Consider the following 26,968-nt stretch of genomic DNA (forward strand, 5'->3'; position numbering starts at 1 on the left):
TGAGCAAAAAGGGAGAGCGGGGCGACTGTGTCCACGTTCTTTCGCTCGCTTTTCTCGGGCGGAACGGAAGCCGCGGTCGTCTTGACAGTCGACCGGGTCTCCCTTGTTCCTGACGGAAGCAAAGCTTCCTTTTCCCGTAGAAGTCGAGCTTCGAACGTGGACACAACCGTCTTATGTGATTCGCGGATTGAAAGGCAAAGATAAAAAAATAAATATAAAAGACGACAAGAGAAGATAAGTTCATAAATCGTAAATAACATAAAAAAAGACAAAAAGACAAACCTGATCACGCTCCACTTGGTGTGAAGGCGGACTCGGTTTGTCGTGATTTTAATACATGATCAGATGGCTAAGTCGACAGACGTGTCGCTGGCATTTGGATCCGCTTGCTCAGGTTCGGACTCGTTCATGCCGTGATGACGTCCCGGACCGTGTCCGCCGCGGGGACCTTGCTGTAAGTCGTCATAGCTTGAGACTTCATCGGCACGATCTTGCATCCGTTCCTTGATAGCTGTTGCTTGTTTTTTCGTAATGGCACCACTCTTGACTTTCGCCTCAATTGCTTTTGTCTGTTCCGCAAGCACCGCCTGTTCGAATTTTGCTAACGAGACGTTATTTGCTTCCGCAAATTCCGGTAACGATTGATCGGCTGCTTTGAACTTGGTTTCATCGAGGTTCAGTCGTTTGAGGATGGCAGAGCTTGTATCGCCAAACACGTCGTGACCGCGTCCGCCGTGTTCACCCGGTCCGTGCTGTCCGCGTTCCGGCAGGTCGTCGTAACTGTTGGCATCGGAAAATTCCTCCGTCAGCCGTTCTTTGATGTCCGTCGCCTGTTTTTTCGTCATCTTTCCGTCCTTGACGAATTGATCGAGTTGCGTCGTCTGAGCGGCAAGCAAAGCTTTTTTATAGTCGGCGAACTTGATTGCTTGAGCCTTCGCGTAAGCGGCGAGAGATTGGTTCGCAGCGTCAAACTTGTCCTGGCTCAGACCAAGTGCTTTTAAGACGTCAGCGATCAACGATTCATTGAAGAAACCGCCTTTGTCGCCGTGATGTCCTTTTGGCATCTGTTCCTTCAACTCGGCGTAACTTGAGACACCACTGAATCGTTCCGTATGGTGTTTTAACATATCGGCTGCCTGCGATTTCGTTAAGTCACCCGATGTGACGAGCGAAGCGAGTTGTTCTTTGGCGGCGGCGAGCTCCGCTTTTTTATAGTCCGTAAACGATATGCCTTTTTGTTTGGCAAGATCAGCAATCGATTGCCCTTTTTCCCGGGCTGTCTCGACCTGCTGTTCGGTCAGATTGAGTTTTTTGAGTAATAACGTCAAGTCGAGTCGTTTCATCCCTTCAAAATGCGGACGTTCGGATTTTGTAGCCGTATCGCTGTCGTTTGTCGCGGCATACGCCGAAGCTCCTCCTACGGTTAAAGCGCTGATGGTCAGTGCGGTGATCCATTGTTTTTTGAATTTCATGGGTGATCACTCCTTTCACCTTTTATGTTAGCGGGCGAGAGAATCAAAGTTGTGAGGAAGTTGCAAAGAAATCGCGAAGAAAGACCAAGCGCTTAAAAAAGGCGGTACACTACAAGTGGAGGGATGAAGATGAAGATTTTAGTGATTGAAGATGAACTGAAACTGGCCCAAGTCACGGAACGTTTTTTACGGCATCACGGTTATGCCGTCACGATAGCGGGAGCACTGGCGGAAGCAAAAAAGAGCTTAAGTTCGGATCAGTTTGACGCCGTGCTCGTCGATGTCCGCCTGCCGGACGGGGACGGGTGGTCACTTGTCCCGTCGATCAAAACCAGTCAACCGGCACCGGTCGTCTTCATGTTGACGTCACGCGGGGAAGCGGACGACCGGGTGTTTGGACTGGAACTCGGCGCCGACGACTATCTCGTCAAACCGGTTGTTCTGAAGGAGTTGATCATTCGACTGGAGCGGGCGTTGAAGCAACGTGTGCCAGCCGGACGACAGTTAGGGGACGTGACGATTGACGAAAAAGCACGTCAGGTCAAAAGTGGCGCGGAGACAATCAGTCTCGCGAAGATGGAATTTGAATTGCTCGTCTACTTTATGGAGCACCTCGGTGAGGCACTGAGCCGCAATCAAATTCTCGATGACGTCTGGGGGTATACGTTTGGCGGCGATACACGGACGGTTGATACCCATGTCAAACAGCTGCGGGATAAGCTGCCGACCGTCAAACAACAGTTGAAGACGGTGCATCGGGTCGGATATCGGTTGGAGGCGATCGAATGAGTAAGTTGATGCGAAAGTTTTTACTCGCCGTCATCGCCCCGTTACTGATCATGGGGGTGCTCAGTTTTGGTCTGACGGCGTTTCTCGTCAACCGGTTTGCCGAAGACGAACGCTACAGTCAACTGGCGCGGGAAGCGAATATTATCGAAGAAGCGCTGACGGAAAATCGACCGGTCCCGCGTGAAATTCAAGGCTTCATCACAACGAACGGCGTGACAGAACGGATTGGCGGGCGTGGCCGGCAAGTCGTCGACTTACCGATTTTAGAGGATTTGCACCAAGAGGACGTGATCGAAGTCCAAGGCAATCGTCTGTTGACCTATCAGGTGACAAACGGGGGAACGGTCATCACGACGATTCGGGAAGCACCGCTTGCGAGCAGTGCGCTCGACGGCGTCTATGTGGCGATTGGCGTCGCCTTTCTCGTGACGCTTTTGCTCGCGGCAGGACTTGCTTATTATATGGGACGGCAGTTCATTCGCCCGATCATTGACTTACGAGCCGTTGCCAAGCAGATTGGCGACGGACAGAAAGGCGTTTTGTTACCGGACCGACCAAACGATGAAGTCGGGGAATTGATCAGTGCCGTGGACGAGATGCAGGAACAATTGGTACAAAAAGAGGCCTTACAGAAATCGTTTATCGCCGGTATTACCCATGATTTACGGACACCGCTTGCCATCATCCGCAACGAAACAGAAGCTCTTGCGGCAGGTGTGATTTCGGTCGAAGAGTTGCCGGAGGTGACGGACAGCATCATCGAGGAGACGGATCGATTAGGTCTCTTGATTGACGAGACACTGGTCTACTCGAAACTGGCCGGTGGGATGATGCCGCTTGACCGAACGGAAGTACAGCTTGATCGGCTGGTGCAGGAGACGGTCGAACGCCTGCAGTCGACGTTCCAAAAAGACGGTCTCCGTTTGACGGTTGTAACGGAACCGGTTCAACGATTCCTTGATCGCCGGATGTTCGAGCGGGTTCTCGTCAATTTCCTGATGAATGCGCACGTCGCTGCCCCAAGTGGGAGTGAAGTCCGGGTCCGGCTGATGTCAAACGAGCTGACGGTTGACGATGCCGGAAGTGGTGTCGCAGAGGCGGATCGGGCGACGATTTGGGACCTTTACATCAAACAAGCCGGTGGTTCCGGGCATGGACTGGGGCTTGCGATCAGCCGGTTGATTCTCGACAGTCACGGCTTGACGTATGGCGTCCGGGACAGTGAACTCGGCGGCGCCTGTTTTTATGTCCGGTTCAAAGAATGAAAAACGTCCCGCTCCTCATACGTGATGAAGGGCGGGACATTGTGTTCATTCAGAATCGTTTGCTTGGACGAGGCTTGGTTTGACGAGTGTATAAAATTCATCACTCATCCCGACGCGGCTGCCCATCTGGCAAGCCAGTTCAAGTGTTTCTTGGTAGAATTTCGCGACCAGGTTATGGTTTTTGATGTGCATGTCCTTCATCGCTTTTTCGACACCGAGGACAACTTTCGCGATTTGATCATCGGCATCATTTCGGACAGGAACGACGTTTTCCGGAAGATCAACTTCTTTGTCGTGTCCGTTAAAGCGGAACGACGCCCCGAACCCAAGGTGCTCGAGGAAGAAATGCGGTAACAATTTACCGGCGAAGAACTGGTGCCACTCTGATTCTTTCATCGTGTCCATGTCACGTTTGAATGATGTCGTCGCGAGTGCGTAGCGGTCATGTGTATCTTTCATGAACTTCTCGAGGATTGGCACCTGCATCGCAAACGAATTCTTCAGCAGATTATCGAGCTGTTCTTGCGTTAATTGTTCTTGTTCAGCCATCAGTTTAACCCCATTTCGTTTCGTTAGTTCTATCGTAAGAAATTTAGACAATTCCGTCAAATCTTTTTCAAGAATAGAGTTTACCTATTTCACAAAAGGGAATTCTTCTACTATCGAAGAGTTAAGGGGGAGTTAGCATGAAACGAGTAGGAATGACAGGGGTATTAATCGGAGCATGTCTAATTCCAGTGACAGCTTTCGGTGCAAGTAACGTGACGTACAAAACAGGAACGATTCAAAACAAAGAGTTCGGTTATTCTGTCAAGGCGACGACGGCATTGCAGACGGCTATCAAGCAGGATAAAGTCGAGCTCGTCAAAAACAAAACCGTGAAGTCGAAATACGGCACCGTGACACGCAGCGGAACGTTTTCGCTTTATTATAAGGTAAAGGGGAAAGATCAGTTGCTCGTCAACTTGAACTTTGAACCGAAGAAATTATCGAAAAAACAATTTGAGAAACAAGTCGGATTCGGCACGTATCTCGGTACAAAAGGCAACAAAACATATTATTACGTCCAACCGACCGAAGCCGTTAAAGGGGCAGTCGGCAAAGAGAAAATTACCAACTTGATCACAAGTGACGTTCCGGCGATGATGAAGACATTTAAATTAAAATGAGAAAACTGCAAGGAGCACCAGCTTTTGCTAGTGCTTCTTTTGATGGTTCGATATAGTAAAGGTTGAGGTGAAGTGAAATGGAATGGACAGCATCAGAAGTCAAACAAACAACAGAAGTTCTACAACTTGAGAAATGTGTTAATGATCACGATGGCATTGAATTAAAAGTAGCGGCGGATTGGGTCGGGCAAAACGATTTTGCTGTTTATGACGATATGAAATTGATTGGTTATCTGCAAGCATTTGCGTACTTACCGACGGAATGGGAAATCAATGTCTTCGTCGATCCGGATTACCGGAAGCAGGGTGTCTTCAAGACGCTTGTCGAAGCGGCGAAAGAAGCAGCCCGTCCGCAAGGCGTCGAAGCGTTTACGTTCGTCATTGATGATGCGAGTAAATCAGGTCAGGCTGTCCTTGGTCAGCTGGGTGCGGAGTACCGGATGACAGAATACAACATGGTCTTGAAAAAAGCCCAGTTGTTCTTAAAAGCGGATCCGGATTTCGAACTGCGGGAAGCAACAAAGGACGATCGTCCGTTCATCGTCGAGACGCTCGGTTCATCGTTCGGAAACACAGCCGATGAAGCGGAGTCGATCTATCAGGCGATCGAGTCGGAGGATCGCATCACGTTCATCGGTGTCGCAAACGGTAAGCCGGTTGGTGTCATTCGGGCGTACTTGGCGTCTGAGACACAAGCGAGCATCCATGCGTTTGCCGTTCGTCCGGAAGCGCAAGGCAACGGCTATGGCAAAAAGATGTTGAAACTGATGGTCCAAGCGATGTTCCGCACAGGTCGGACGCAGCTTGAACTGGATGTCGAGACGGATAACGCACGGGCGCTGGATCTCTATAAAGAGGCTGGATTCGTGGTTGGACGTGGTTATCAGTTCCACGTACTCGGATTATAAGAGTGTTAAAGGAAAGTCCACGAGAGTGGGCTTTTTTAGTAGACCATAGGTCTTGATGAAAAACATCTTTCGTTTCCTGTCGTCCGTTGGCGCGCTTTCCTCGGGCGGAACGCAAGCCGCGATCGTCCTTTTTGGACGACCGGGTCTTGCCTGTTCCTGATGGAAGGGACAAGCCCTTCCTTTTGCCGTAGGAGTCGCGCCCGGACGACGGAAACTTTCTTATTAGGAAACGGGTGGCAAGTGGTGAAGGAAACAACAGGAAAAAAACAAGTTCATATTCTAAAAGAAGTCTGAAACCTTCTCGATGTTTTGTCGTATACTAAACATATGGAAAAAAAGAGGAGGCGACGTCATGGACGGTCGACAAGATTCATTACGGACGTTGAAGTGGGTATCAGGTGGTTTAGAGGCAGCACTCGGTATTCCGTTGTTGGGTGGATTGTTCATCATGGGCACAGGCTACACGCCCTTATTGTTTATGCTTGCCTTTCATATCGTGGTCGTCGCCTTGACGGCGCGAGCCGGTCGGGTCTCAAAAGGGAATATCGTCGGCATCGTTGCGTCGACAGTCGGCGTCATCCCGGTCGTCGGGATGTTGTTGCACATGGCAGCCGCGATCACGATCTTGCTGGATGCGGCATTCGGAAACCGGATCATCACGCGGACGCATGTGGAACGCGTTGAACCAATCCGTCCCCGTCCGGTCCGGAAAGAACAGGAACGCAAAGAGGATCATCCGTTCTAAGCTTTTTCGTTGACAGTTGAAAATAAGCCGTGTAAAGTAAACAACAAGTTAAGCCATATCAAACAAATCAACGACGCGGAGTAAGTACCGTCAACACTGCCGACAAAGCGAGTCAGGAAAGGTGAGAGCCTGACGCGGTAAGCTGATTAGGGAATGGACCGCTGAGAGCCTGTTGAACGATTCAGTAGACAGGACGGTTGCCCCCGTTACCGGGCTAGCTGGTTGTTGGACCAGCGACAAGAGGAGATTTTTAATCTCAACTAGAGGTGGCACCGCGCGGATACAGGCGTCCTCTATGCATCAGCTTTTGCTGTGGCATAGAGGACGTCTTTTGTTTTACGTCAAGGAACGCCGAATCATCCAACGCACATTATCTTTAGGAGGAATTTTTGATGAAAAAGACATTGATCGCGGCGGCAAGCACGGCGTTCCTACTCGCAGGATGCTCGACGACGGAAACAGACAAGGCAGCACCAAACGAAAATGAAAAGAAAGTCCTGCACACGATGGAAAGTTATGATCTCTTGTCGGTCGACCCGGCAGATGCCATCACATCGAACATCTTCAACCAGATCTACGAAGGACTGTACCGGTTTGATGCGAACAATGAGCTCGTTCCGGCAGCAGCGAAGTCGCACAGCGTGTCGGAAGACGGAAAAGTCTATACGTTTAAGCTCGATCAGAACGCAAAATGGTCGGACGGCAAGCCGGTCACAGCGGAAAACTTCCGTTATGCCTATGGACGGGTAATCGAGACGAACTCACCGTTTTCTTACTTGTTAGAACCGGTTAAAGAAACAAAAGTCATCGACGATGAGACATTACAAATCGAACTGAAACGTCCGACACCGTACTTCCTCAGCATGACGACGTTCGGCACATATATGCCGGTCCGGGAAGATATCGTCAAAGCACAGGGTGACAAGTTCGGAACAGACCCGGAAACAAACGTCTACAACGGACCGTTCACATTCAAAAAATACCAGGCTGAGCAAGGCTATACGCTGGCGAAAAATGCTGATTACGCGGACCGGAAAAACGTCAAGATCGACGAAGTCGATGTCAAAATCATCAAGGATCCGATGCTCGCGATCAACTTGTTTGAAACAGGCGAACTCGACGTTGCACCACTCAACTCAGAAAACGTCGTCACGTACAAAGATCAAAAAGAGTACAACACGTTCAGCGATTCTCGGATGTTCTTCATCCGGATGAATCAAAAAACGGAGGCATTACAAGATCAGAAGACACGTCAGGCGATTGACGCTGCCTACGATAAAAAAGCCTTGACGGAAACGTTGCTTGGAAATGGATCATTGCCGGCTGATTACATCGTCCCGCAAGAACTTGATCCGAAGTACGACAAGACCCGTCAAATCGAAGCATCGTTTGACGCAACACAAGCAAAACAAGTACTCGCCGATCAAAACCTCGAATTGACGATGATCATTGAAGATGATGACGTCTCGAAAAAAATCGGGGAGTATATCCAAGGTTCACTGAAACAACAAAACGTCGATGTTAAGCTGTTGTCACTGCCGAAAAAAGAACGATTGGCGCGTGAAGGACGAGGGGATTACGACTTGTCACTCGCGAGCTGGGCTCCAGACTATCAGGATGCAACAACGTACTTGAACCTATTCATGACAGGCAATCCGTTTAACATGATGGACTACTCGAACAAGCAGTACGATGAACTCTTAAAACAAGCGGAAAACGAACTTGATCAAGACAAACGTTTGGAATTGTTGAGCAAGGCGGAAACGATGTTGCTCGACGATCAAGCGATTTCACCGGTCTATCAACGGAAAAATGCCTTCCTTCAAAACACGGAAGTCAAAAACCTTGCCCGTCATAATGTCGGAACAGATATTTCTTACAAATATGTCGAGATTGACCGCAAGTAAAGTAAAACCATTAGACATCCAGTCAACGCCTTTCTTCTATAGAAGGCGTTGACTGGATGTTTTTTTTTGTTATGTCTATTACATATGTGACAAAAACGTGAGGAGCATGAACTGCAAAATCAGGTCAATTCTATTAAAGCGTTCTCAGAAGTGACCGATAAAGTAGGTGATGAGATTTGAAACAGGAAAGGGAGTTTCGAAGATGAGTAGATTACGAAAAAATTTAAAAATGCGATTGTTTGTCTGGGTATTGGCGATTTCGGTCATCACGGGTGGAATTTCGGCACAGTTGACGTTGTTCTTACACCGGGGACTCGAAATTGCGGACGGTCCGTCGATTTGGTTTGGTGCCGGAATCGGCTTGATTTTATCCATCATCGGTTCATCGTTGATCCAATTAATTCTCCGTCAACCAATCAAAGCGATTGAAAAGGCAACGGAAACGGCACGTGAAGTCGCGAACGGCAACTTTAACGTCGATTTCGAAGAAGCGAAGCGCGGCGACGAAGTCGATCAATTGATGCATGAACTTGAAGTTATGGTGTTACATATTCGCAAACAAGCGACACAGATGGGCAATTCAAGCGATAAATTGACAGCGTCAGCGCAAGAAATCGCTGCTGCTGTCCAAGAAGGCAATGCGTCGGGCGAAAGCATCCGCTCGGCGATGGCAGAGCTCTCTACAAAGATGAATGAAAACGTTGATCAAGCTTACTTGTCGATGGACGCCCTCGGTACTGTGAAACGGACGATGGATGAAGTCGCAAAAGAGATGAACGAAGCATTGAAATCAGCGACCGTTATGCAGACAGAAGCCGAGAACGGGAAGACGCTGGCGACAGATTCAGTCGAAGCAATGCATATGATTTCAAGCAAGATGGAACAATCAGCAACATTGAACGGTCGCTTGACAGACATGACAGGTGAAATCTCACGGATTACCGATGTCATTAGTGATATTTCAGCGCAGACAAACTTACTTAGTCTGAATGCCTCGATTGAAGCGGCACGTGCCGGAGACGCTGGACGTGGGTTTGCCGTTGTTGCCGCCGAAGTCAAGAAACTGGCTGAGCAGACAGCAACGTCTGCGAAAGAGATCACTGATTTGATTTCCGGTGTCAAACGTCTTGTCAACGATACAGCCAATGCGATGACGGACGTTCAAAAAGAAGTGGCGACCGGTGTTGGTCTGGTCGAACAAGCGGGCTCGTCGTTTGAAGAGATTCATCAGTCAACGGAAAGTGTCTATTCCCGTGTCCAATCGGTCGATCAACTTGTTATCAAGTCGGACAAAGAAATTGATCAGGTTGGGTTGACGACGGCAAATATCCTTGCAATGGTCGAAGAGGCGTCGAAACATGCCGAGCAAGTTTTACAGGCATCTAGTCATCAAGCGGCATCACTTGGTGAAGTTAATGGAGCAATGGAAGAGTTAGTTGCGGTTGCCGAACAATTACAGGAAGAGACAGGCGCAACGCGTCTGTAAATCAGAAATCGCAGACGAAATCACTGTCTGCGATTTTTTCTTTAAAGTTTTTTATTTTTTTTGAGAGAAACTGTTAAACATTTCGATGCGACGACGATATATAGAGTGGAAGCAGTCAATGACTACAACCACCGCACTACTCTTGGGCCGGCCCAAGAGTAGTGCATCTCGGAGAAGAAGGATCTTCAAAGAGACAAAAAAATTATTCCTATGGAGGGAAACTACAATGATTATCAATCACAACATTACAGCACTTAACACACACAACAAACTTTCGAGCGCATCTTCTGCTCAAAGTAAATCGATGGAGAAATTAGCTTCAGGTCTTCGCATCAATAAAGCAGGCGACGACGCTGCTGGTCTTGCGATTTCTGAAAAAATGCGTGCACAGGTTCGTGGACTTGACCAAGCTTCACGTAACGCACAAGACGGAATCTCAATGATTCAAACAGCTGAAGGTGCCTTAAACGAAACACACGATATTCTTCAACGTATGCGTGAATTAGCAGTTCAGGGTGCAAACGATACGAACGTTACTCAAGACCGCGACGCTATTCAAGAAGAATTAACAGCATTAAAGAGCGAAATCGACCGTATCGGTGAAACAACAGAATTCAACAAACAGACACTTTTAAATGGTGGACTTGGTGGAACTGTTGATCAAGATGTTGCAACTACTACAGTTTTAGGTGTTACAGGTGTAGCAGGTGCTTCTACTAACGGTGCGGTTGCTGGAACATATGCAATCACTAGCGGAACTGCTGGCGAATTGACAATGACATTCGGAACTAAAACGCAAACAATCAGCAACGCTGCTGGCGCTCAAGACTTGAACTTCTCTGAGTTCGGTATCTCGATCAAAACAAACGCTGGTTACACTGCAGATGACGCAGTTGGTAACGTTGTTGTAGATCCTGGAGCAGTTACATTCCAAATCGGTGCTAACGAAGACCAAAACTTGAGCTTGAACATCCGTAACATGAAAACAGACGGCGTATTAAACCTCGCAACTGCAGGACGTGTAGATGTTTCGACTCACGCAACAGCTAAAGCTTCAGTAACAAACATCGAAGGTGCTATCACTGAAGTATCTAAAGAACGTTCGAAACTCGGTGCTTACCAAAACCGTCTTGATCACACAATCAACAACCTTAAAACTTCTTCTGAAAACCTAACAGCGGCTGAATCACGCGTTCGTGACGTTGATATGGCTAAAGAAATGATGAACCAAACTAAAAACTCAATCCTTGCACAGGCTGCACAAGCAATGTTGGCGCAAGCAAACCAACAACCGCAAGGCGTTCTTCAATTACTTCGTTAATCATAACTGATTAGATTTATTACTTAAGGTCATGGACTTGTTCCATGGCCTTTTTCTATTGATTTTGATATCAGCTATTACAACTTAATAGAAGATGCCGATATACTACATAGAGAATAATTAAGGAGTGTTTGTTCATGAATTCCATCACTACGGAAATTCGGCTTCATTTGCCTGCAAACGTCTTACCCTACGAAGCGACACGAAATGTTTTTGTTGAAGCTAATCAAGAGGAATTGGCACAAGAGGGAATCGTTATCTTACCAACTCCACAACATGTAACGAAGCTTGAAGTGGCTATTGAAAAAGCAAACCTACAGTTAGAAACTCAAAGAACTGGATTAAAGTTTGTCAAACATGAAAAGCTCAATGAATTTTATATTCAGATTGTTGATACGAATAACCATGTCGTACAAGAAATTCCAAGCAAAAAGGAATTGGATTTTTTTGCAGCTTTCATGGAATTTAATCAACTAATTGACAAGCGGATTTAACTTGAAAGGACTGATTGGATGGCAGGAATACGTCTTAGTGGTTTAGCAAGTGGAATTGATACAGAAACGATGATTAAACAATTAATGCAAGTTGAACGTGCACCGGTTGATCGTTTATCACAAAAAAAACAAACCTTAACATGGCAACGTGACGCTTACCGTGAAATGAATAGAGGATTACTTGATTTAAGAACTGCAGCTAGTGATATGTTGTTTTCAAAGAATTATACAGCTAAAACAGTTGTAAGTTCAGATAATGCTAAAATTGCTGTTACAGCTAGTCCTTCAGCTCCAGCCGGAAGTGTGACCATTGAAAAAGTTGGACAACTGGCATCATCAGCATCTGTTGCGATGGCAACAACAGCTGGAAAATCAGCGAGTACAACACTTGCTGACAGTGGATTATTTGACACAACTGGTGGAAAAGTAAACGTTCAAATCAATACATTTTCTGCTGACGGTACAGCTGTTACTGAAACACTGTCACTCGATTCGACACAAACATTGGCTGATTTAACTTCTGCAATCAATAGCAAAACGAATCTTGGAATGAGTGCGGTTTATAATGATATTACAGGCAAACTAGTGTTAACGAAAACGAGTACTGGAAAACTTAATCCGAATGGTCCTGACATCACTATTACAGATGCTAATCTAGGAACACAAAAGGTAAATTCTCAAATCGATGGTGTTGGACAAGACGGAAAAAATGCGAAGTACACAATAGGTGGTCAAGAACTTGAACAACGAACTAACACCTTTACACAAAATGGTTTGACAATCACATTAAACGGTACTTCAAATACAGCAATCACTCTCAATACAAAACTCGATACCCAAGCAAACTTTGACTCGATCAAAAAGTTTGTTGATAAGTACAATGACTTGATTGACAAGATGAATAAAAAAGTTCGAGAAGAAAAATATCGTGATTTTCAGCCGTTGACGGATGCTCAGCGAAAAGAGTTGAGTGAAGATGAGGTCAAGAAGTGGGAAGAGAAGGCGATGAGTGGTGTCTTGAAAAACGATAGTTTCCTGCGTGACGGTATGACATCTTTCCGAAGTGCGATTTCAGCGAAGATTGATACCGGCTATTCGTATACATCAGGAACGGATACAATCCAGTTGAATTACATGTCACAAATCGGAATCACGTCGACCAGCGATTTTCGTGATGGAGGGAAACTGAGAATCGATGAAACAAAACTCAAGAAGATGCTTGAAGAGCAACCGGAAGGCGTCTACAAACTCTTTACAGCTGCGGCGCCAGAACCAGCAAAAGATGCCCAAGGAAACCCCATTCCAAGTACAAATGGGATCGACGGGTTTGTTCGTCAAATCCAAGGTTTTGCTACGACAATGCGTGATAAGGTCTCAAAAGTCGCAGGACTTGATGGTGCTGTTGCGACGACATACCGACTCGGGAAATCACTTGCAGATATCGACAAGAGCATGTTGACATGGGAAGATAAATTAAAAACAAAAGAAAATAGTTATTACCGTCGCTTTGCGGCGATGGAACAGGCGATGAACCAAGCGAACAGCCAGTCGGCGACGCTCGCTTCATACTTAGGACAATAAGGAGGACTTCATATGGCTAATCCCTACGCAGCATATCAAACAAACTCTGTTACGACTGCCTTACCACAAGACTTGACATTGATGTTATATGAAGGACTGATCAAGTTTGCGATGCTTTCGAAACGATCGATTGAACAAGGCTTAATTGAACAAAAAAACATGAATATTCAAAAAGCCCAGGCAATCATTCTCGAGTTACAATTGACGCTCAACCAGTCGATTGCCTTGTCAAAGGACTTGAATAATTTATACGACTATATGCAAGGTCGTCTAATTGATGCCAACGTTAAAAATGACGTCGTGGCGATTGATGAAGTGATTGGTTTTGCGGAAGAGTTTCGTGAGACGTGGAAAGAAGCGATGAAGCTCGCGCGTCAACGATGAGTCCGCTTGACCCGCTCCGTCTGAAGACAAAACATCTGATGGAACTGCTGGAGCAGACGCCGGAGGAAGAAGTCTACGACGAGTGGTTGCTGAAGATTCAGAACCTGTTGAATGAACGGGAAGCGTTTATTGCTGCCCATTCGAATTTATTGGCCGGTGCGAATCAAGCCGTTATTCAGGAGCTTGTCGCCGACAGTCAAAAAATCGACTTGAAATTATCGTCAGAAACCGCTAAATTAGGGGTACAAATCAATCAATTGCGTCAGACGAAAACGAGTCGGAAATCGTATGTTGATCCGTATGAAGAAGTCGAAGGCAGTTTTTCACCGTATTTTGATTCTCGTCAGTAACTTTCTAGCCTTAGGGAGGGATCTCGCGTGACAAAACGTGAAGACAAGAAACGAAAGATCGTCAAACCATTTTATCGATCTGACGGCTCGTACGATCAGTTCATCGAACCGGATGTCGAGTCGGAATCCTGGGAAGAAGCCGAACGTCCAATTTCCGATTTACCGGATGCATATGAAGAAGAAAAATATCGACGTGAGTCGTTGTAACGAAAGAGGACCTTTCCACCGTGGAAGGTCCTCTTTTCATTTAAACCGATAGGCATTTTTTTCGTGTTGTTTGACGCTGTACATCGCTTCATCGGCCCGGATCAATAGCAAGCTTGTTGTCGTCCCGTCGTCCGGATATCGGGCAATCCCGATCGACGGCGTGATCGACATCGCAGTGCCTTTGAACCAAAACAGTTGATTGAGCTGGTCGATGAGCATTTCGGTATACTGAATCGTCTCCGGCTTCGAGCGGACCAAGAAGACGATGAATTCGTCACCACCGAGCCGCGCTGCGACCTCGTCGTCCCGGAGATGGAGCCGAAGTCGATTGGCTGTCTCCTGGAGAACATAGTCCCCCGCGTCATGACCGTACTGGTCGTTGACTTGTTTAAACCCGTCGAGATCGATAAACAACAATGAGCCGATATCGAGTTGTGTCAGTTGCTTTTCCAGCTGTTCTTCAAAATAACGTCGATTCGGCAACCGCGTCAAAGCATCGTGGTAGCCGAGGCTTTCCAACCACTGTTCCTGCTCGAGCGTCTCCGTGATATCAGATAAAAGGATATAGACATAGTCATGTTCCGGGACCGGAATTAATGTCGTATCATAGGTCAACTTGTCATCCTGCAACAGCAGTTTCCGGCTGGACGTGAGACTTGTGACCTCTTGCCGTAACTGGTGCAATAACTGATCCGGTAAGTCTTGACCGAACCGTTCGGTTGCCGCTGGATTCATCGCGTGCAACGAACCCGTCCGATTGATCTGCAGAATCGGTTCCGGATGGTCAAGAAACAGACGTCGGTACTCTTCCTTTCGTAACTCGAGCAGTGACGTCTGTTCTTTCACGCGGCGGGCGAGATCCAGCTCGACGATCTCATGTTCTTGAAACAGTTGTTGATTGCGACGTTCGGAGAAAAATTGACGAATCAAAAACAATGAAAACAGGACCGTAATCGCTAAGATGTAGACGATGCCGGGTACTTCAAAAAAGGTAATCCAGATCAAGAGCAAGGCGAGACTGATATACGGAAGATAGGGACGTGATAATGTCCGCTGACTGGCGACGACGGGCGGGACATCCCGAAAATAACCAATCAAGCCGGCTAAACTGATTGGATAAAGTGGTAAAAAGAAGACGGCGATCTCCAGTTGATCGCGGACGAGAAACGTATAGTAGCCAAAGTTCGTCACACAAAACAGGGTGACGGATTGCAGTAACAGACGATGCCGTGTCGTGTCCCGTAAGCCAGTTGTATAAAGAATCAAAAATGCGAACAGGAGAGCCAAGAAACAGACGGCATAAACCGTCATCGCCACCAGTTCGAGCGGTGTCCGAGCAAATTCCGGTACATTTTGTAGAATCAGTACATATCCGAAGGCGAACGACATGCCGAACAAGATGAAGCCATCGAGATACAGTAACCGGTTTTGTCGGAATGACGACCAGTCAATCAGCCGTGCCAAGACGAGGGCGGTCAAAAACAAAAACAGGGTCAACGTCACGTTTGCTAAGGCATCAGACCAGACGGGATGCAAGTGGCTCGGTAAAAGCGCCAAGCCGAGGTTCAGGACAATACCAAGCCAGAACAACAGAATCGCGTGACCAATCAGCCGGTACGGATGCCTCGGTCGAGGTCTGATGAACTGAACATATGCCGACCGTGCACAGTAACTTAAGCCGATCAACGTACTGATTCCAGCGATGACTGGTGTCACAGACGGATTGAATGTCAAAAACAAGACGGTATAGAGTACCAGTACATACAGAATGATGACAAAGGTGCGGGTCATGTGTTCGCCTCCTTTCTAAAAAAATATCGTACTGTTTTGTTTCGTCAACAAGAGAGAAAAACCCTGTTTCATCTCACACATCGAAGACGAACAGGGTTAGAGGTCGTGCTGTTCACGATAAAGTTCCCAGTGTTGCCGAGCGTCTTTTTTTACGCGGTCAGAAACCGTTTTGCTTTGAAAAATGACGCTGTACCACTTGCGGGCATCTGCCGTTCGCTCGAGAACGGCATATAGATCGGCGAGTCGCAGCAAGAGTGCTTCTTCTGGAATTCCAGCCTGAATTGGATCGAGGTAAGCGGCATACAACGCTTCGTACTTCAGGACGGAGCGCTCCATCCAGAGTAACTCTTGAGCATGGTTGTCGAGCAATCGATAGAGCCAGGCAATCCGCACACCAAGCATCGCTTGGATGGCGTCTTTTTGCCGGGTGATCTGTGCTGTATAGAGGCAAAGTTTGTAGAGTTGCAGGGCTTGTTCCGCCGAGCGTTCGGTCGCAGCAAACGGTAAGATTGGTAACGTCGGCAAGATGTTGACTGAGAGCGTCTCCCGGACGTCCGGTGGCAGCTTGCCGAACGTATCGTGAAACAGGAACCGGCAGTGGGTGCACTGGACCGGCTCATAGTAATAAACGTTTGATCCTTTGTAATGGATCATCCCGTCACGATCCGTTTTATCGACACGGATATGGCGACTCAAGACCCGTTTCGTCTCCGTTTCTTTGAGACAATAGGGGCAGCGGCATTTTTTAAAATAGAGGTCAGGCATCGGGGTGGCTCCTCAAGATGAATTTAGACAAAAACGTTGACAAGCATCCCTTTGATTTCGCCGATTTGATCAAGAATCTCAAGACGGCGTGATTCACCGGAAATGACGTTATTAGTCAGTTGGAGCAGTTTGGCGTCGACTTGTTCGACGACTTTATAGATTTTCGTCCGACCGCGGCGGTTGAAACCGCGTTTTTCCTCGAGTTGTTGTGATTGATCGAGAGCATCCTTCAGGAAGTCCTTGATTTTCTCTTTGTAGACTTCAAGATGCTCGATTGTTTGGCTTTCCGCCAGTAATTGACCATGTTCTTCGACGAGCATCAATTTTTGCTGGAGGCGTTCATACCCTCTGTGCTCGCGTTTATCTTGCATCAAGGCCGAAAACGTCGTTGATGCTTCGACCTCACGTGGTCCGGTCTTCGGTGTCTGCAGGCGGCTTGTTTCTTGGATGCGCCGGATGTCCATCGGTGGTTCCACCTTTCGTTAGTTGAGTAGTTGTAAAACGCCCTGCGGCAAAGCGTTCGCTTGCGCGATCATCGCCATCCCCGATTGGTTGAGGATGTTGTACTTCGCATACTCCATCATCTCACGTGCCATATCGGTATCACGGATTCGGGACTCGGATGCAGTGAGATTTTCCTTGCTGACGCTGAGGACGGATGACATTGCTTCGAACCGGTTTTGGATTGCTCCTAATTTCGAGCGTTGCTGGGAAATCGTATCGATGGCTTTCGTATAGAGACTGATTGCTTGATCGGCATCGCTGCCCGTCATCACGCTGAGCGCATATTCCGGTGTTGCATTCACGCTTGGATAGTCGAGTGCCTTGGCATCGTTATTCGGTTTAGCGGTCGTACTGATACCAATATTGAGCGCGCGCATATCATCAATCGTCAAGGCGATTCCTTCATTAGCGCCGGCATTCGTCTGAATGAAGACAGCGTTATCAGCAGTGCTGAAGCCACCTGTCAGTAATTTTTTGCCGTTAAACTGCGTCGTTTCGGCAATTCGCGAGACTTCATTCGTCAGCTGATTGATTTCTTCCTGGATCGCCGTTCGGTCTTCCGTTGCAAGTGTTCCGTTACCGGCTTGGACAGCCAGTTCCCGCATCCGTTGCAGGAGGCTGTGGGTTTCGCTGAGTCCACCTTCGACCGTCTGGACCATCGAGATGCCGTCGAGAACGTTTTGTTCCGCTTTATCAAGCGCTTTGAGACGGTTGCGCATCTTTTCCGAAATCGCGAGACCCGCCGCATCATCAGCACCGCGGTTGATTTTTTGACCGCTCGACAGTTTATCCATCGTCGTCTTGACGTTCAGCTGATTGGCGCTTAAGTTTCGGTAGGCTTTTAAAGCCTGTACATTATTTGAAATCCGCATTAATAGTCCATCCCTTCGTAACGCTCATGATGTGCCGCCCGAACGAGGGGACGGTCTTTCTTTAGGCTGGCTGCTTGCCAGGTGACGAGCAATTCTTCCGTTAGTTGCAACAATTCTTCCAAGCGTGTTGGTTCGATATAAGCCTGTAACGTCTGTTCGGCTAAGTAATAGTACAGTTGATCGAGTTGCGCTGCGATGATGCCGCCTTCGTCATTCAGTCCGGCCTGCAGTTTCTCAAGCAGTTGGTAAGCTTTTTGCAGACGGCTGTTGACGGCATCGAACCGTCGTTCGTCACGACTGAGGATTGCTTGTTCATATTGCAGGACAAGTCCTTTTAACATCGTCTCCGTCAATTGTTGTGGTGTCATCTGATACAGTTCTTGTTCGGTCATGAGTTCCGTCCTTTCGTGTGATCCAGTTCTTCAATCAACAGTAACAGTTCCGCCATCACGTCATAGAGTTGCGGGGGAATCGCAGTTCCGAGGTCAAGGTCAAGCAGGTGACCGAGTAGCGACGTGTCTTGTTCGATTGCGACGCCGCTTGCCCGGGCTTCTTGTAAAATCCGGTCGGCTGCGGCACCGGTCGCCCGGGCGACGACGATCGGCGCATTGCCGGACGCTTCGTCGTACCGGAGGACGGCCGCTGATTTGCGATGTTTTAAATCAATTTTCTGATACATGGCTCCTCCTTAAATCCGGTAATCGTAACCGGTTGGGGTCTCATCCGGTTTGACGGCTGTTGGGGTGGTCTGTTCCTTCGTAAAAGCGTCAAAACGAATCTTGACGTCCTGGTAACCCGTCGCCTGCAGGGCATCGGTCGTCCGTTCAAGGAACGGTGTCGCCAGACGCTCGAGGAGCGGGAAATCATTTTCAATCGTAATCTGCATCTTCCGGTTAACGGTCTCGACACGGACGCCGATGTCCCCGAGCCGTGGGGTCTCGAGCTGAACATACAGTGTGTTGTTTTCCCAGTCGATCACTTCATCCGGTCGTTTATTTTGTAAGTGGACGTGCAGTCCGGCTGTCCCTTCGACGAGTTGAACGGGCAGGGCGAGCAACAGTTGTTGCAGTTGCTGGTTGTTGTCCGGTTTATTGACCTGTTGCTGCGTCGTCAGGAACGTCTGTAGTTTGGCGGCTTCCGGGTTGGTAGCCGGTGTCGCAAGTTTTAATTCAGCTGTCTGCAGCTGAAGCGTTTTTTGGACGGTCTCCTGTAAGACACGGGGACTGTTTTGTCCCGGCTCATACGGAATCGGTCGTTGTGGCGTTTGGGGCGGTGTCTGAGTAGTATTCGCGACGACAGGACGCGGCATCGTGTTCAATTCCGGCAAATAGGCGGTCCGGACATTGGTCGGAGCAAAGCGGAAGGCTTCCAGTGCTTGACGGACGTCCTGGACGACGGCTTTTGCTTCCGCACCGCGTCCGAGAAATGCCAGTTCCGTTCCCCGTTCCAGTTTCGATAACAGTTGAATCAATTGTTTTTCATCGCGCATGCTTGTATGTAACATCGCATCGGTCTGTTGGAACGTCTGGCGCAGGCGGTTCGCCGTGCTTTCGATGACTTGCGCCATCTGGAGCGGGCGTTCCTCGATCAGCGGTTCAATCTGACGCAGTTGCGAAACGATCGTCCGCTGCTGGCTCCGGAAATCATTGGTCACTTCCGCGAGCCGTGGCGTCACCTCGGCGATGACCGTCAGATTCGAGCGAACGGGTGGAGCGAGTGGTGCCGCTTTTTCTGAAACCGGCTGCTGGGCTTGGGTGATGACGGCGGTCAATTGATCGAGTTTGCTTGGCGCCGGTCGCTCCGCGAGCACCAGGCGTTCACTCGGAAAATACGTCTGCAGTTGTTCGCGCACTTGCGTCAGTTCGCCGCGGTCGATCCGGGCGAGGATGTCCGGTTGGGCGTCCGGTGGTAAGTGTGCTGCGATTTGGCGGAGGGCAACCGGTGTCGCCTGATCGATGTCACGATGCGTCGGCAGCGTCACCCGGGCGACGTCAAGCGCGATGACGTTGCTGAGCGTCGGTTTCTCGAGGACGGCCTGGCGCTCCGGCAAGACGTCGACCAACGAATCGGTCGAGCCGAGCAACTGGGCAATCAAGGCATCGGCTTCTGCCGGTAAAGCACTGTCAGACGGCCGCGTCACGAGTTGCAGGACCAAGTCCTTGTATGTCCCTTGGAGTGCAGCGACGAGCTTGGCAACCGTTTCCGGGGTCTGCGGCAGTTGACCGGTCGCGAGCAACCGGGCGACGGCTTGTTTCAGTTCCGGCGGGAGTTCGTCGAGTAAGGTCGCATCGACACCAGACGAATCAGGTTTGGCCGGACCGGTCGGCGGGACGTCTGCTTGGTCGGTGATCTGTTCAATCAGATAACCTTCCGCCGTCTGGCCTTTGACCTTAAATTGAAAGGTGCCTTCCGGAACTTCACCCGTGAAGGTCATCTCGACTTTCTCGCGACCGACTTGGACGAGTGCCGTGTTCGGACCGGTCTTTTCAAGGACAGTGCCGCTGTAGGTTTTTGTTTCCGACAAGGCGGTCGGGGCAGCCGAACGGGTCGGACTGGTTGGATTCATCTGGATATTCATCGATGAACCTCCTTTCTTGATAAATTCTTCATCTTATTATATATCGGCACAAACAAAAAAGGATTGAGCGAATTCATCGCCCAACCCATTTTTTTTACGATTTGATTGCATTAAAGCGGTCCTCTAATGTCATCGCGTTCAATTGCTGGTAACGAGCCATCAGCTCGCCGGTTGCTTTCATTTGGTTGCGGACGATGTAAGGAGAGGCGTTTACGGGAAGGATCATGCCGTTACGAGTTTTGAGTTTAGTCTGTCCGGCTTCCTCGATGACTTCGGACATGTGACTCCAGGCATACCACTCGCAATCATCACGTTTTGGTGATTTGGTAGGGAAAAAGACAAGACCGAGTGTCGGTTCGATGACGACCGGAACTTTTCCTTTCACGGAAGCGACACGTTTAGCGGTGACAATCCGTTCCTCGATGGAACTGTTGTACTGTCTGCAGGACAACTGCAGGAGTTGATACGGACGAAGCGGCGTCATGATCGTTGACCCGTCCTCTAAGACGATGATGGATTGTTTCATCATGTCATAACAGGGCAAAATCGCAACGGTCCGTTTCGTGATTCGATACTTTTCGTCATTATGGAATGGTCGCATTCGACTGCATCCTCCTTAGATAGGACAATGGATAAAATAGGTAATTACTAACGATATAATACAATACTACACCTGTAATGACAATGTAATTTTTTGAAATATAGAGCAATAAGTGGCTTCGTTCGGTTTGATTTGATATTGAATTCAAATTAATCAGAATTTTTAATTGTCAATAATTGCTTCTTTTGCTAGTATAGACGGTAGAGAGCTTGCTCTCGCTATCCAGTTTGCGAAGGGAACGTGAATTCGAATGGAACAAGGTAAAGTAAAATGGTTCAATGCTGAAAAAGGTTACGGCTTCATCGAGACATCAGATGCAAAAGACGTCTTCGTCCACTTCTCGGCGATTCAAGCAGAAGGTTACAAATCACTTGAAGAAGGCGAAGAAGTAGAATTCGAGATCGTCGAAGGCGATCGTGGTCCTCAAGCAGCAAACGTCTCGAAACTGTAATCCCGTTAGCAGCCACCACCGTTTTTAGGAACCCCCTAAAAGCGGTTTTTTTGTTTCATCTCAATTTGTTAAGGGTATATACGCTAATATCAACATGCAACAACTATTATAGTACGCTAGGAATCAAGGGAGATGTTCAACAGAATGTCATCGTTCTCATTTCCTTGAAGGGCTTATCGTGGTATAATAATTACGAACCAAAGAATTTGCAATTTTCAGAAGGAAACGACTGAAGAGACGACGAATTCATAGGTTCAACCGGTTACTTAAGGAGGAGTTTACATGATCTACAACATTCGCGGTGAAAACTTGGACGTCACAGATGCTCTCAAGGATTACGTCGAGAAAAAGCTTGAAAAGTTAACTCGTTATTTTACAACTCCTACGGAAGCGCAAACGGCTTATGTCAATCTCAAAGTCAACAATGAGAAACAAAAAGTCGAAGTGACGATTCCAATGCCAAACCTCTTGCTTCGCGCAGAGGATGTCAATGGCGACATGTACGCAGCAATCGACCTCGTCGTCGATAAGCTCGAACGTCAAATCCGGAAACACAAAACGAAGATCAACCGGAGAGGCCGTGCCAAAGACGGCGGTATTGGGGAGTACTTCAAAACGCTCGAAGGACCGGAGGCAGACGCACCTGTCTACGAAGAGGATGAAGCGGAACTCGAACTCGTTCGAACAAAACGTTTCACACTTAAGCCGATGGACACGGAAGAAGCGATTCTTCAAATGGACATGCTCGGTCACACGTTCTTCGTCTTCTCAGACGCAGAAACGGGTAACACGAACGTCGTCTACCGTCGGAAAGATGGTCGTTACGGCTTGATTGAACCAGAATAATGAATCTACAGGGGACTCGTTCTACGGAACGGGTCCCCTTTTGGTATGCTAAAAAACTATATATCGATAGAGGGTATGTCCGTCTAAAGTTGGATTTCAGAGGAAGCAGTCGGTCCGCTTGTTGAAATTTGACGGCGTATTCGGTACACTGAATAAAGGAAAAATCTCGGAATTCTGTTCGTTTTAAGAATCGTTCGAAGTAAGGGGACTGTAAGGCATGGCTAATTTTCTAAAAGAGTTATTCGCACCGACCAAACGTGTGCTGAAAAAAGCAGAGAAAGCGGCAGATGCCGTTGAATCATTTGAGGCCCAAGTAGGCGCCTTATCCGATCAAGAATTAGAAGGAAAAGCGGTCGAATTCCGGACGCGTCTTGAGAATGGCGAAGACCTCGATGATATCTTGCCGGAAGCGTTCGCTGTCTGTCGTGAAGTATCGACACGTGTCTTAGGCATGCGTCATTACCGTGTCCAGTTAATCGGTGGCTACGTTCTGCATAACGGTGATATCGCCGAAATGAAAACCGGGGAAGGGAAAACGCTTGTTGCGACGCTTCCCGTCTATTTGAATGCCCTCGCCGGAAACGGTGTCCACGTCATCACCGTCAACGAATACTTGGCGAAACGTGACCGTGACATCATGGAGCCGCTCTACGCGGCACTCGGACTGTCAGTCGGCTTGAACCTCTCAAGCATGTCGCGTCAGGAAAAACAGGCAGCGTACAGCTGTGACATCACGTACGGAACAAACAACGAGTTTGGATTCGATTACTTGCGTGACAACATGGTGCTCTATAAAGAAGACCGTGTGCAACGTCCACTGTCCTTTGCCGTCGTCGATGAAGTCGACTCGATTCTTGTCGATGAAGCACGGACGCCGCTGATCATTTCGGGATCTGCCGAAAAATCAACGTCGCTGTACTCGCAGGCCGATATGTTCGCGAAGATGATGAAAGCGGATGAAGACTATACGGTCGACATCAAGACGAAAAGTGTCCTGTTGACGGAACAAGGAATTGATCGCGCCGAGAAATATTTCGGTATCGACAACCTGTTTGGTCTCGAGCATATCGCACTCAACCACCACTTGAGCCTCGCGCTCCGCGCCAACTCCGTCATGCACCGTGACGTCGACTACATGATTCGGGAAGACGAAGTCATGATCATCGACCAATTCACGGGACGTGTCATGGAAGGCCGCCGTTACTCGGAAGGGCTGCACCAAGCAATCGAAGCGAAAGAAGGCGTCGAGATTCAACGCGAATCGATGACACTTGCGACGATCACGTACCAAAACTTCTTCCGGATGTACACGAAACTGGCCGGTATGACCGGAACAGCGAAAACCGAGGAAGAAGAATTCCGTAACATCTACAACATGCACGTCGTACCGGTACCGACAAACAAACCGATCGTTCGGGACGACCAGCCGGACTTGATCTTCAAGACAATGAACGGGAAGTTTGCTGCGGTCGCGGATGAAATCGAACGCGCCCACCGCGAAGGACAACCGGTTCTCGTCGGGACAGTTGCCGTCGAGACGTCGGAATTGCTCAGCAGCATCCTCAAGAAACGCGGCATCCGCCACGAAGTCTTGAACGCGAAGAACCATGCGCGGGAAGCGGAAATCATCGAGAACGCGGGACAACCGAACGCGGTGACGATCGCGACGAACATGGCCGGTCGTGGTACCGACATCAAGCTCGGACAAGGCGTCATCGAAAAGGGTGGTCTCTACATCCTCGGAACAGAACGTCACGAATCACGCCGGATCGACAACCAGCTCCGTGGTCGGGCAGGACGTCAAGGAGACCCGGGTGCGTCCCAGTTCTACTTGTCACTCGAAGATGAACTGATGCGTCGTTTCGGATCAGATTCTCTGCAATCGATGATGGACCGTCTCGGAATGGACGATTCTCAACCGATCGAAAGTCGGATGGTTTCACGTGCTGTCGAGTCGGCCCAAAAACGGGTCGAAGGAAATAACTTTGATGCGCGGAAACAAGTTCTCGGCTACGATAACGTCATGGCCGATCAACGGAAAGTCATGTACGCAGACCGGGCAGCGATTCTTGATGCTCAGTCGGTTTCCGACATCGTGCGTCCAATGATGATTCAGACGATCGAATCTGGTGTCCATCAGTACACACCAGTCGAGTTCGTACCGGAAGAGTGGAGCATCGGTGCGCTTGCGGATTGGGCCAACCAAACGCTTGCGATCGAAGAAAAAGTGTCGGAGCAAGACTTGTTCGGTAAAGAACGCGAAGAAATCATCGAACTCTTACAAGAACGTGCCTTTGCTCACTATGAGCACAAACGCTCAGAAGTGCCGGCAGAAGCGTTCGATGAGTTTGAGAAGGTCATCGTTCTCCGTGCGGTCGATCAGCACTGGATGAACCATATCGATCAAATGGATCAACTGCGCGAAGGGATTCACTTACGGGCTTACGGTCAAAACGACCCGCTCCGTGAATACCAGTCGGAAGGTTCGATGATGTTTGATACGATGAACGCGGCGATTGCAGAAGAAGTGACGCAATTTGTCCTCCGGGCGGATCTTGATCCGAACCTGAAACGCGAAAAAGTCGTCAAAGACGAAGTCGCCGTTTCCGGAAAAGAAGACAAGGTGGTCAAAAAGGCGCCGGTCCGGAAAAATCCAAATGAACAAATCGGACGCAACGATCCTTGTTGGTGCGGATCCGGTAAAAAATATAAGAACTGTCACGGCCGTCAGGCATAAGTGACGAAGCGGCTGAAAGAGGCGGGAGATTCCTGCCTCTTTTGACGGAAAGAGAAGGTGGAACACAATGGAATTAGCAGAAATACGCAATACCGCCGAGTGGATGGAAAAGAAGCTCGATGAATACAAAGCATCACTTGATCTTGAGACGAAGATCTCACGAATCGAAGAGCTTGAAAACGAGATGACATACCCGGACTTCTGGAACAATCAAGAGTCGGCGCAAAAAGTCATCGACGAGTCGAACGGTCTCAAAGCGATGGTCGATAAATACCAACACCTCGCAGACGGTCACGAAAACATCGTCTTAACGTATGAATTGATCAAAGAAGAACCGGACGTCGAGTTGCAGGAAGAACTGGAGTCGGAGCTTGGTGACATCAAGCGGAAGTTTGACGAGTTTGAATTACAGATTCTGTTGAACGGCGAATACGATGCCAACAACGCAATCCTCGAATTACACCCGGGAGCCGGCGGAACCGAGTCCCAAGACTGGGCGTCGATGTTGCTTCGGATGTACCAACGTTTCTGCGACAAACAGGGCTGGAAAGTCGAAACGATGGACTATCAGCCGGGCGACGAAGCCGGCGTCAAATCGGTCACGCTGCGGATCCAGGGGCACAATGCCTATGGGTACTTAAAAGCAGAAAAAGGGATTCACCGTCTCGTCCGGATCTCGCCGTTTGATTCGTCAGGCCGCCGCCACACGTCATTCGTTTCATGTGACGTCATGCCGGAATTCAACGATGACATCGACATCGAAATCCGGACGGAAGACTTGCGTGTCGATACGTACCGTGCGTCTGGTGCCGGTGGACAGCACATCAATACGACGGACTCTGCCGTTCGGATCACGCACGTGCCGACAGGCGTTGTCGTTTCATGTCAGCAGGAACGGTCACAAATCAAGAACCGTGAAGCGGCGATGAAGATGTTGAAAGCAAAACTGTACCAACGCGAAATCGAAGAGAAACAAAAGAAACTCGACGAAATCCGTGGCGAAAAATCAGACATCGCCTGGGGCAGCCAAATTCGTTCATACGTCTTCCACCCATACAGCATGGTCAAGGATCACCGGACGAACTACGAAGTCGGGAATACGCAAGGTGCAATGGATGGAGACATCATGGGCTTCATCGATGCCTATCTCCGTTTGATGAATATGTAAGTTGTCAACACCCCGTCGGCCTTCGTGTCGGCGGTTTTTTTTACCAATCGATCCAGGAGGCGAAACAGATGCAGATTCGTACAGAAATATTCAAGGATGCCGCCGGAATTCGGCTCGTTCATCAAGCCGCGTTTGGTCAACGGACGGAAGCCGATCTCGTCGACGCCTTGCGCGAAGATGAGGAATCATTGCCGCATTACAGCCGTGTCGCTGTGACGGACAAGGGGGAAATCGTCGGTCATGTCTTAATGAGCCGCGTGTTCATTGAAGACATTCCGTCGCTTGCCTTGGCACCGGTCGGCGTCAAACCGTTCTGGCAACGCAAAGGCATCGGCTCGGAACTGATCCGTCAAGTGATTGAAGATGCCCGGGAAGCGGGGGAGTCGCATATCATCGTGCTTGGTCATGACAGCTATTATCCGCAGTTCGGATTTGAACGCGCCGTCGACTACGGCATCGAAGCCCCGTTCCCGGTGCCGACGGACGTGTTTCTCGTCATGCCGCTCGAACGCCAAGCCTTAAAGGGAATCAGTGGGACGGTTCGTTATTCCAAACCCTTTAGTACGGTATAAGGGGA

At 48.8% G+C, this 26,968-nt stretch carries 28 protein-coding genes and 1 other annotated feature; of the genes, 18 read left to right on the forward strand and 10 right to left on the reverse strand.

What is annotated here, in order from left to right; translation table 11 throughout:
• Window positions 1-341 precede the first annotated feature (341 nt).
• Window positions 342-1,472, reverse strand: a complete 1,131-nt coding sequence (locus D3D03_RS11210; protein ID WP_119923616.1) for a hypothetical protein — start codon at window positions 1,470-1,472, stop codon at window positions 342-344.
• A 129-nt stretch (window positions 1,473-1,601) separates the two neighbouring features.
• On the opposite strand from D3D03_RS11210, the gene D3D03_RS11215 reads away from it, so the two are divergent.
• Together D3D03_RS11215 and D3D03_RS11220 are read left to right on the forward strand one after the other, a co-directional pair.
• Window positions 1,602-2,261: a response regulator transcription factor gene (locus tag D3D03_RS11215; protein ID WP_119923617.1), complete on the forward strand. Its 660-nt coding sequence runs from the start codon at window positions 1,602-1,604 to the stop codon at window positions 2,259-2,261.
• Window positions 2,258-3,526, forward strand: a complete 1,269-nt coding sequence (locus tag D3D03_RS11220) for a HAMP domain-containing sensor histidine kinase (protein ID WP_119923618.1) — start codon at window positions 2,258-2,260, stop codon at window positions 3,524-3,526. Before D3D03_RS11215 ends, D3D03_RS11220 begins: the two co-directional genes overlap by 4 nt.
• A gap of 45 nt (window positions 3,527-3,571) precedes the next feature.
• Here D3D03_RS11220 and D3D03_RS11225 read toward each other — a convergent pair whose 3' ends face one another.
• Entirely contained in the window at window positions 3,572-4,075 is a 504-nt protein-coding gene (locus D3D03_RS11225) for a hypothetical protein (RefSeq protein ID WP_026832127.1), read from the reverse strand.
• 137 nt (window positions 4,076-4,212) lie between these two features.
• On the opposite strand from D3D03_RS11225, the gene D3D03_RS11230 reads away from it, so the two are divergent.
• The 11 genes from D3D03_RS11230 to D3D03_RS11280 all read left to right on the forward strand — a co-directional run bounded on the left by D3D03_RS11230 (window position 4,213) and on the right by D3D03_RS11280 (window position 14,078).
• Window positions 4,213-4,695, forward strand: coding sequence for a hypothetical protein (locus D3D03_RS11230; RefSeq protein WP_119923619.1), 483 nt, complete (start codon window positions 4,213-4,215; stop codon window positions 4,693-4,695).
• A 77-nt stretch (window positions 4,696-4,772) separates the two neighbouring features.
• Window positions 4,773-5,603: a GNAT family N-acetyltransferase gene (locus D3D03_RS11235; RefSeq protein ID WP_119923620.1), complete on the forward strand. Its 831-nt coding sequence runs from the start codon at window positions 4,773-4,775 to the stop codon at window positions 5,601-5,603.
• A 352-nt stretch (window positions 5,604-5,955) separates the two neighbouring features.
• On the forward strand, window positions 5,956-6,348 hold the full coding sequence (locus tag D3D03_RS11240; RefSeq protein ID WP_028105752.1) for a hypothetical protein: 393 nt from the start codon (window positions 5,956-5,958) through the stop codon (window positions 6,346-6,348).
• Between the two features lie 61 nt (window positions 6,349-6,409).
• Window positions 6,410-6,645 (forward strand) — a binding site (T-box leader).
• A 95-nt stretch (window positions 6,646-6,740) separates the two neighbouring features.
• Window positions 6,741-8,255 carry a peptide ABC transporter substrate-binding protein gene (locus tag D3D03_RS11245; protein WP_119923621.1) on the forward strand — a complete coding sequence of 505 codons (1,515 nt, stop codon included), beginning with the start codon at window positions 6,741-6,743 and terminating at the stop codon, window positions 8,253-8,255.
• Window positions 8,256-8,457: 202 nt separating this feature from the next.
• On the forward strand, window positions 8,458-9,741 hold the full coding sequence (locus D3D03_RS11250) for a methyl-accepting chemotaxis protein (protein ID WP_119923622.1): 1,284 nt from the start codon (window positions 8,458-8,460) through the stop codon (window positions 9,739-9,741).
• A 226-nt stretch (window positions 9,742-9,967) separates the two neighbouring features.
• Window positions 9,968-11,062 (forward strand): flagellin N-terminal helical domain-containing protein, encoded by a 1,095-nt coding sequence (locus D3D03_RS11255; RefSeq protein ID WP_119923623.1) that lies wholly within the window; start codon window positions 9,968-9,970, stop codon window positions 11,060-11,062.
• Between the two features lie 137 nt (window positions 11,063-11,199).
• Entirely contained in the window at window positions 11,200-11,556 is a 357-nt protein-coding gene (locus D3D03_RS11260; RefSeq protein ID WP_026832134.1) for a flagellar protein FlaG, read from the forward strand.
• A gap of 18 nt (window positions 11,557-11,574) precedes the next feature.
• A complete protein-coding gene (fliD, locus tag D3D03_RS11265) occupies window positions 11,575-13,137 on the forward strand; it encodes a flagellar filament capping protein FliD (protein ID WP_119923624.1) in 1,563 nt (520 codons plus the stop codon).
• A gap of 12 nt (window positions 13,138-13,149) precedes the next feature.
• Window positions 13,150-13,521 carry a flagellar export chaperone FliS gene (gene fliS / locus D3D03_RS11270; RefSeq protein WP_026832136.1) on the forward strand — a complete coding sequence of 124 codons (372 nt, stop codon included), beginning with the start codon at window positions 13,150-13,152 and terminating at the stop codon, window positions 13,519-13,521.
• Complete coding sequence (locus D3D03_RS11275; RefSeq protein WP_233550693.1) at window positions 13,485-13,871, forward strand: hypothetical protein; 387 nt, start codon at window positions 13,485-13,487, stop codon at window positions 13,869-13,871. Before fliS ends, D3D03_RS11275 begins: the two co-directional genes overlap by 37 nt.
• Window positions 13,872-13,898: 27 nt before the next feature.
• The gene (locus D3D03_RS11280; protein WP_026832138.1) at window positions 13,899-14,078 is read left to right on the forward strand and encodes a hypothetical protein; all 180 of its coding nucleotides are present in this window, start codon (window positions 13,899-13,901) and stop codon (window positions 14,076-14,078) included.
• 36 nt (window positions 14,079-14,114) lie between these two features.
• Here D3D03_RS11280 and D3D03_RS11285 read toward each other — a convergent pair whose 3' ends face one another.
• The 8 genes from D3D03_RS11285 to D3D03_RS11320 form a co-directional block, all read right to left on the reverse strand.
• A complete protein-coding gene (locus D3D03_RS11285; RefSeq protein WP_119923625.1) occupies window positions 14,115-15,869 on the reverse strand; it encodes a GGDEF domain-containing protein in 1,755 nt (584 codons plus the stop codon).
• A gap of 96 nt (window positions 15,870-15,965) precedes the next feature.
• Entirely contained in the window at window positions 15,966-16,634 is a 669-nt protein-coding gene (locus D3D03_RS11290; RefSeq protein WP_119923626.1) for a DUF2225 domain-containing protein, read from the reverse strand.
• Between the two features lie 23 nt (window positions 16,635-16,657).
• A complete protein-coding gene (locus tag D3D03_RS11295; protein WP_119923627.1) occupies window positions 16,658-17,098 on the reverse strand; it encodes a YaaR family protein in 441 nt (146 codons plus the stop codon).
• 18 nt (window positions 17,099-17,116) lie between these two features.
• Window positions 17,117-18,010 (reverse strand): flagellin N-terminal helical domain-containing protein, encoded by an 894-nt coding sequence (locus tag D3D03_RS11300; RefSeq protein WP_119923628.1) that lies wholly within the window; start codon window positions 18,008-18,010, stop codon window positions 17,117-17,119.
• Window positions 18,010-18,402, reverse strand: a complete 393-nt coding sequence (locus D3D03_RS11305) for a flagellar export chaperone FliS (RefSeq protein ID WP_026832143.1) — start codon at window positions 18,400-18,402, stop codon at window positions 18,010-18,012. Before D3D03_RS11305 ends, D3D03_RS11300 begins: the two co-directional genes overlap by 1 nt.
• Entirely contained in the window at window positions 18,399-18,689 is a 291-nt protein-coding gene (locus D3D03_RS11310; protein WP_119923629.1) for an EscU/YscU/HrcU family type III secretion system export apparatus switch protein, read from the reverse strand. The genes D3D03_RS11305 and D3D03_RS11310 overlap by 4 nt, the downstream gene beginning before the upstream one ends.
• Before the next feature lie 9 nt (window positions 18,690-18,698).
• Window positions 18,699-20,588 carry a hypothetical protein gene (locus D3D03_RS11315; RefSeq protein WP_119923630.1) on the reverse strand — a complete coding sequence of 630 codons (1,890 nt, stop codon included), beginning with the start codon at window positions 20,586-20,588 and terminating at the stop codon, window positions 18,699-18,701.
• 94 nt (window positions 20,589-20,682) lie between these two features.
• Window positions 20,683-21,189, reverse strand: coding sequence for a competence protein ComK (locus D3D03_RS11320; protein WP_119923631.1), 507 nt, complete (start codon window positions 21,187-21,189; stop codon window positions 20,683-20,685).
• A gap of 250 nt (window positions 21,190-21,439) precedes the next feature.
• Between D3D03_RS11320 and D3D03_RS11325 the strand changes: the two genes are divergently transcribed.
• The 5 genes from D3D03_RS11325 to D3D03_RS11345 all read left to right on the forward strand — a co-directional run bounded on the left by D3D03_RS11325 (window position 21,440) and on the right by D3D03_RS11345 (window position 26,963).
• Window positions 21,440-21,640 carry a cold-shock protein gene (locus D3D03_RS11325; protein WP_026832145.1) on the forward strand — a complete coding sequence of 67 codons (201 nt, stop codon included), beginning with the start codon at window positions 21,440-21,442 and terminating at the stop codon, window positions 21,638-21,640.
• Between the two features lie 282 nt (window positions 21,641-21,922).
• Window positions 21,923-22,486 (forward strand): ribosome hibernation-promoting factor, HPF/YfiA family, encoded by a 564-nt coding sequence (gene hpf / locus D3D03_RS11330; protein WP_026832146.1) that lies wholly within the window; start codon window positions 21,923-21,925, stop codon window positions 22,484-22,486.
• A gap of 217 nt (window positions 22,487-22,703) precedes the next feature.
• Window positions 22,704-25,223, forward strand: coding sequence for a preprotein translocase subunit SecA (secA, locus tag D3D03_RS11335; RefSeq protein ID WP_026832147.1), 2,520 nt, complete (start codon window positions 22,704-22,706; stop codon window positions 25,221-25,223).
• A 67-nt stretch (window positions 25,224-25,290) separates the two neighbouring features.
• Entirely contained in the window at window positions 25,291-26,391 is a 1,101-nt protein-coding gene (prfB, locus tag D3D03_RS11340) for a peptide chain release factor 2 (protein ID WP_035387573.1), read from the forward strand.
• 68 nt (window positions 26,392-26,459) lie between these two features.
• Window positions 26,460-26,963, forward strand: a complete 504-nt coding sequence (locus D3D03_RS11345; RefSeq protein WP_119923632.1) for a GNAT family N-acetyltransferase — start codon at window positions 26,460-26,462, stop codon at window positions 26,961-26,963.
• Window positions 26,964-26,968: the final 5 nt, after the last annotated feature.

The sequence above is a fragment of the Exiguobacterium sp. RIT452 genome, from assembly GCF_003598705.1.
Classification (GTDB): domain Bacteria; phylum Bacillota; class Bacilli; order Exiguobacteriales; family Exiguobacteriaceae; genus Exiguobacterium_A; species Exiguobacterium_A undae.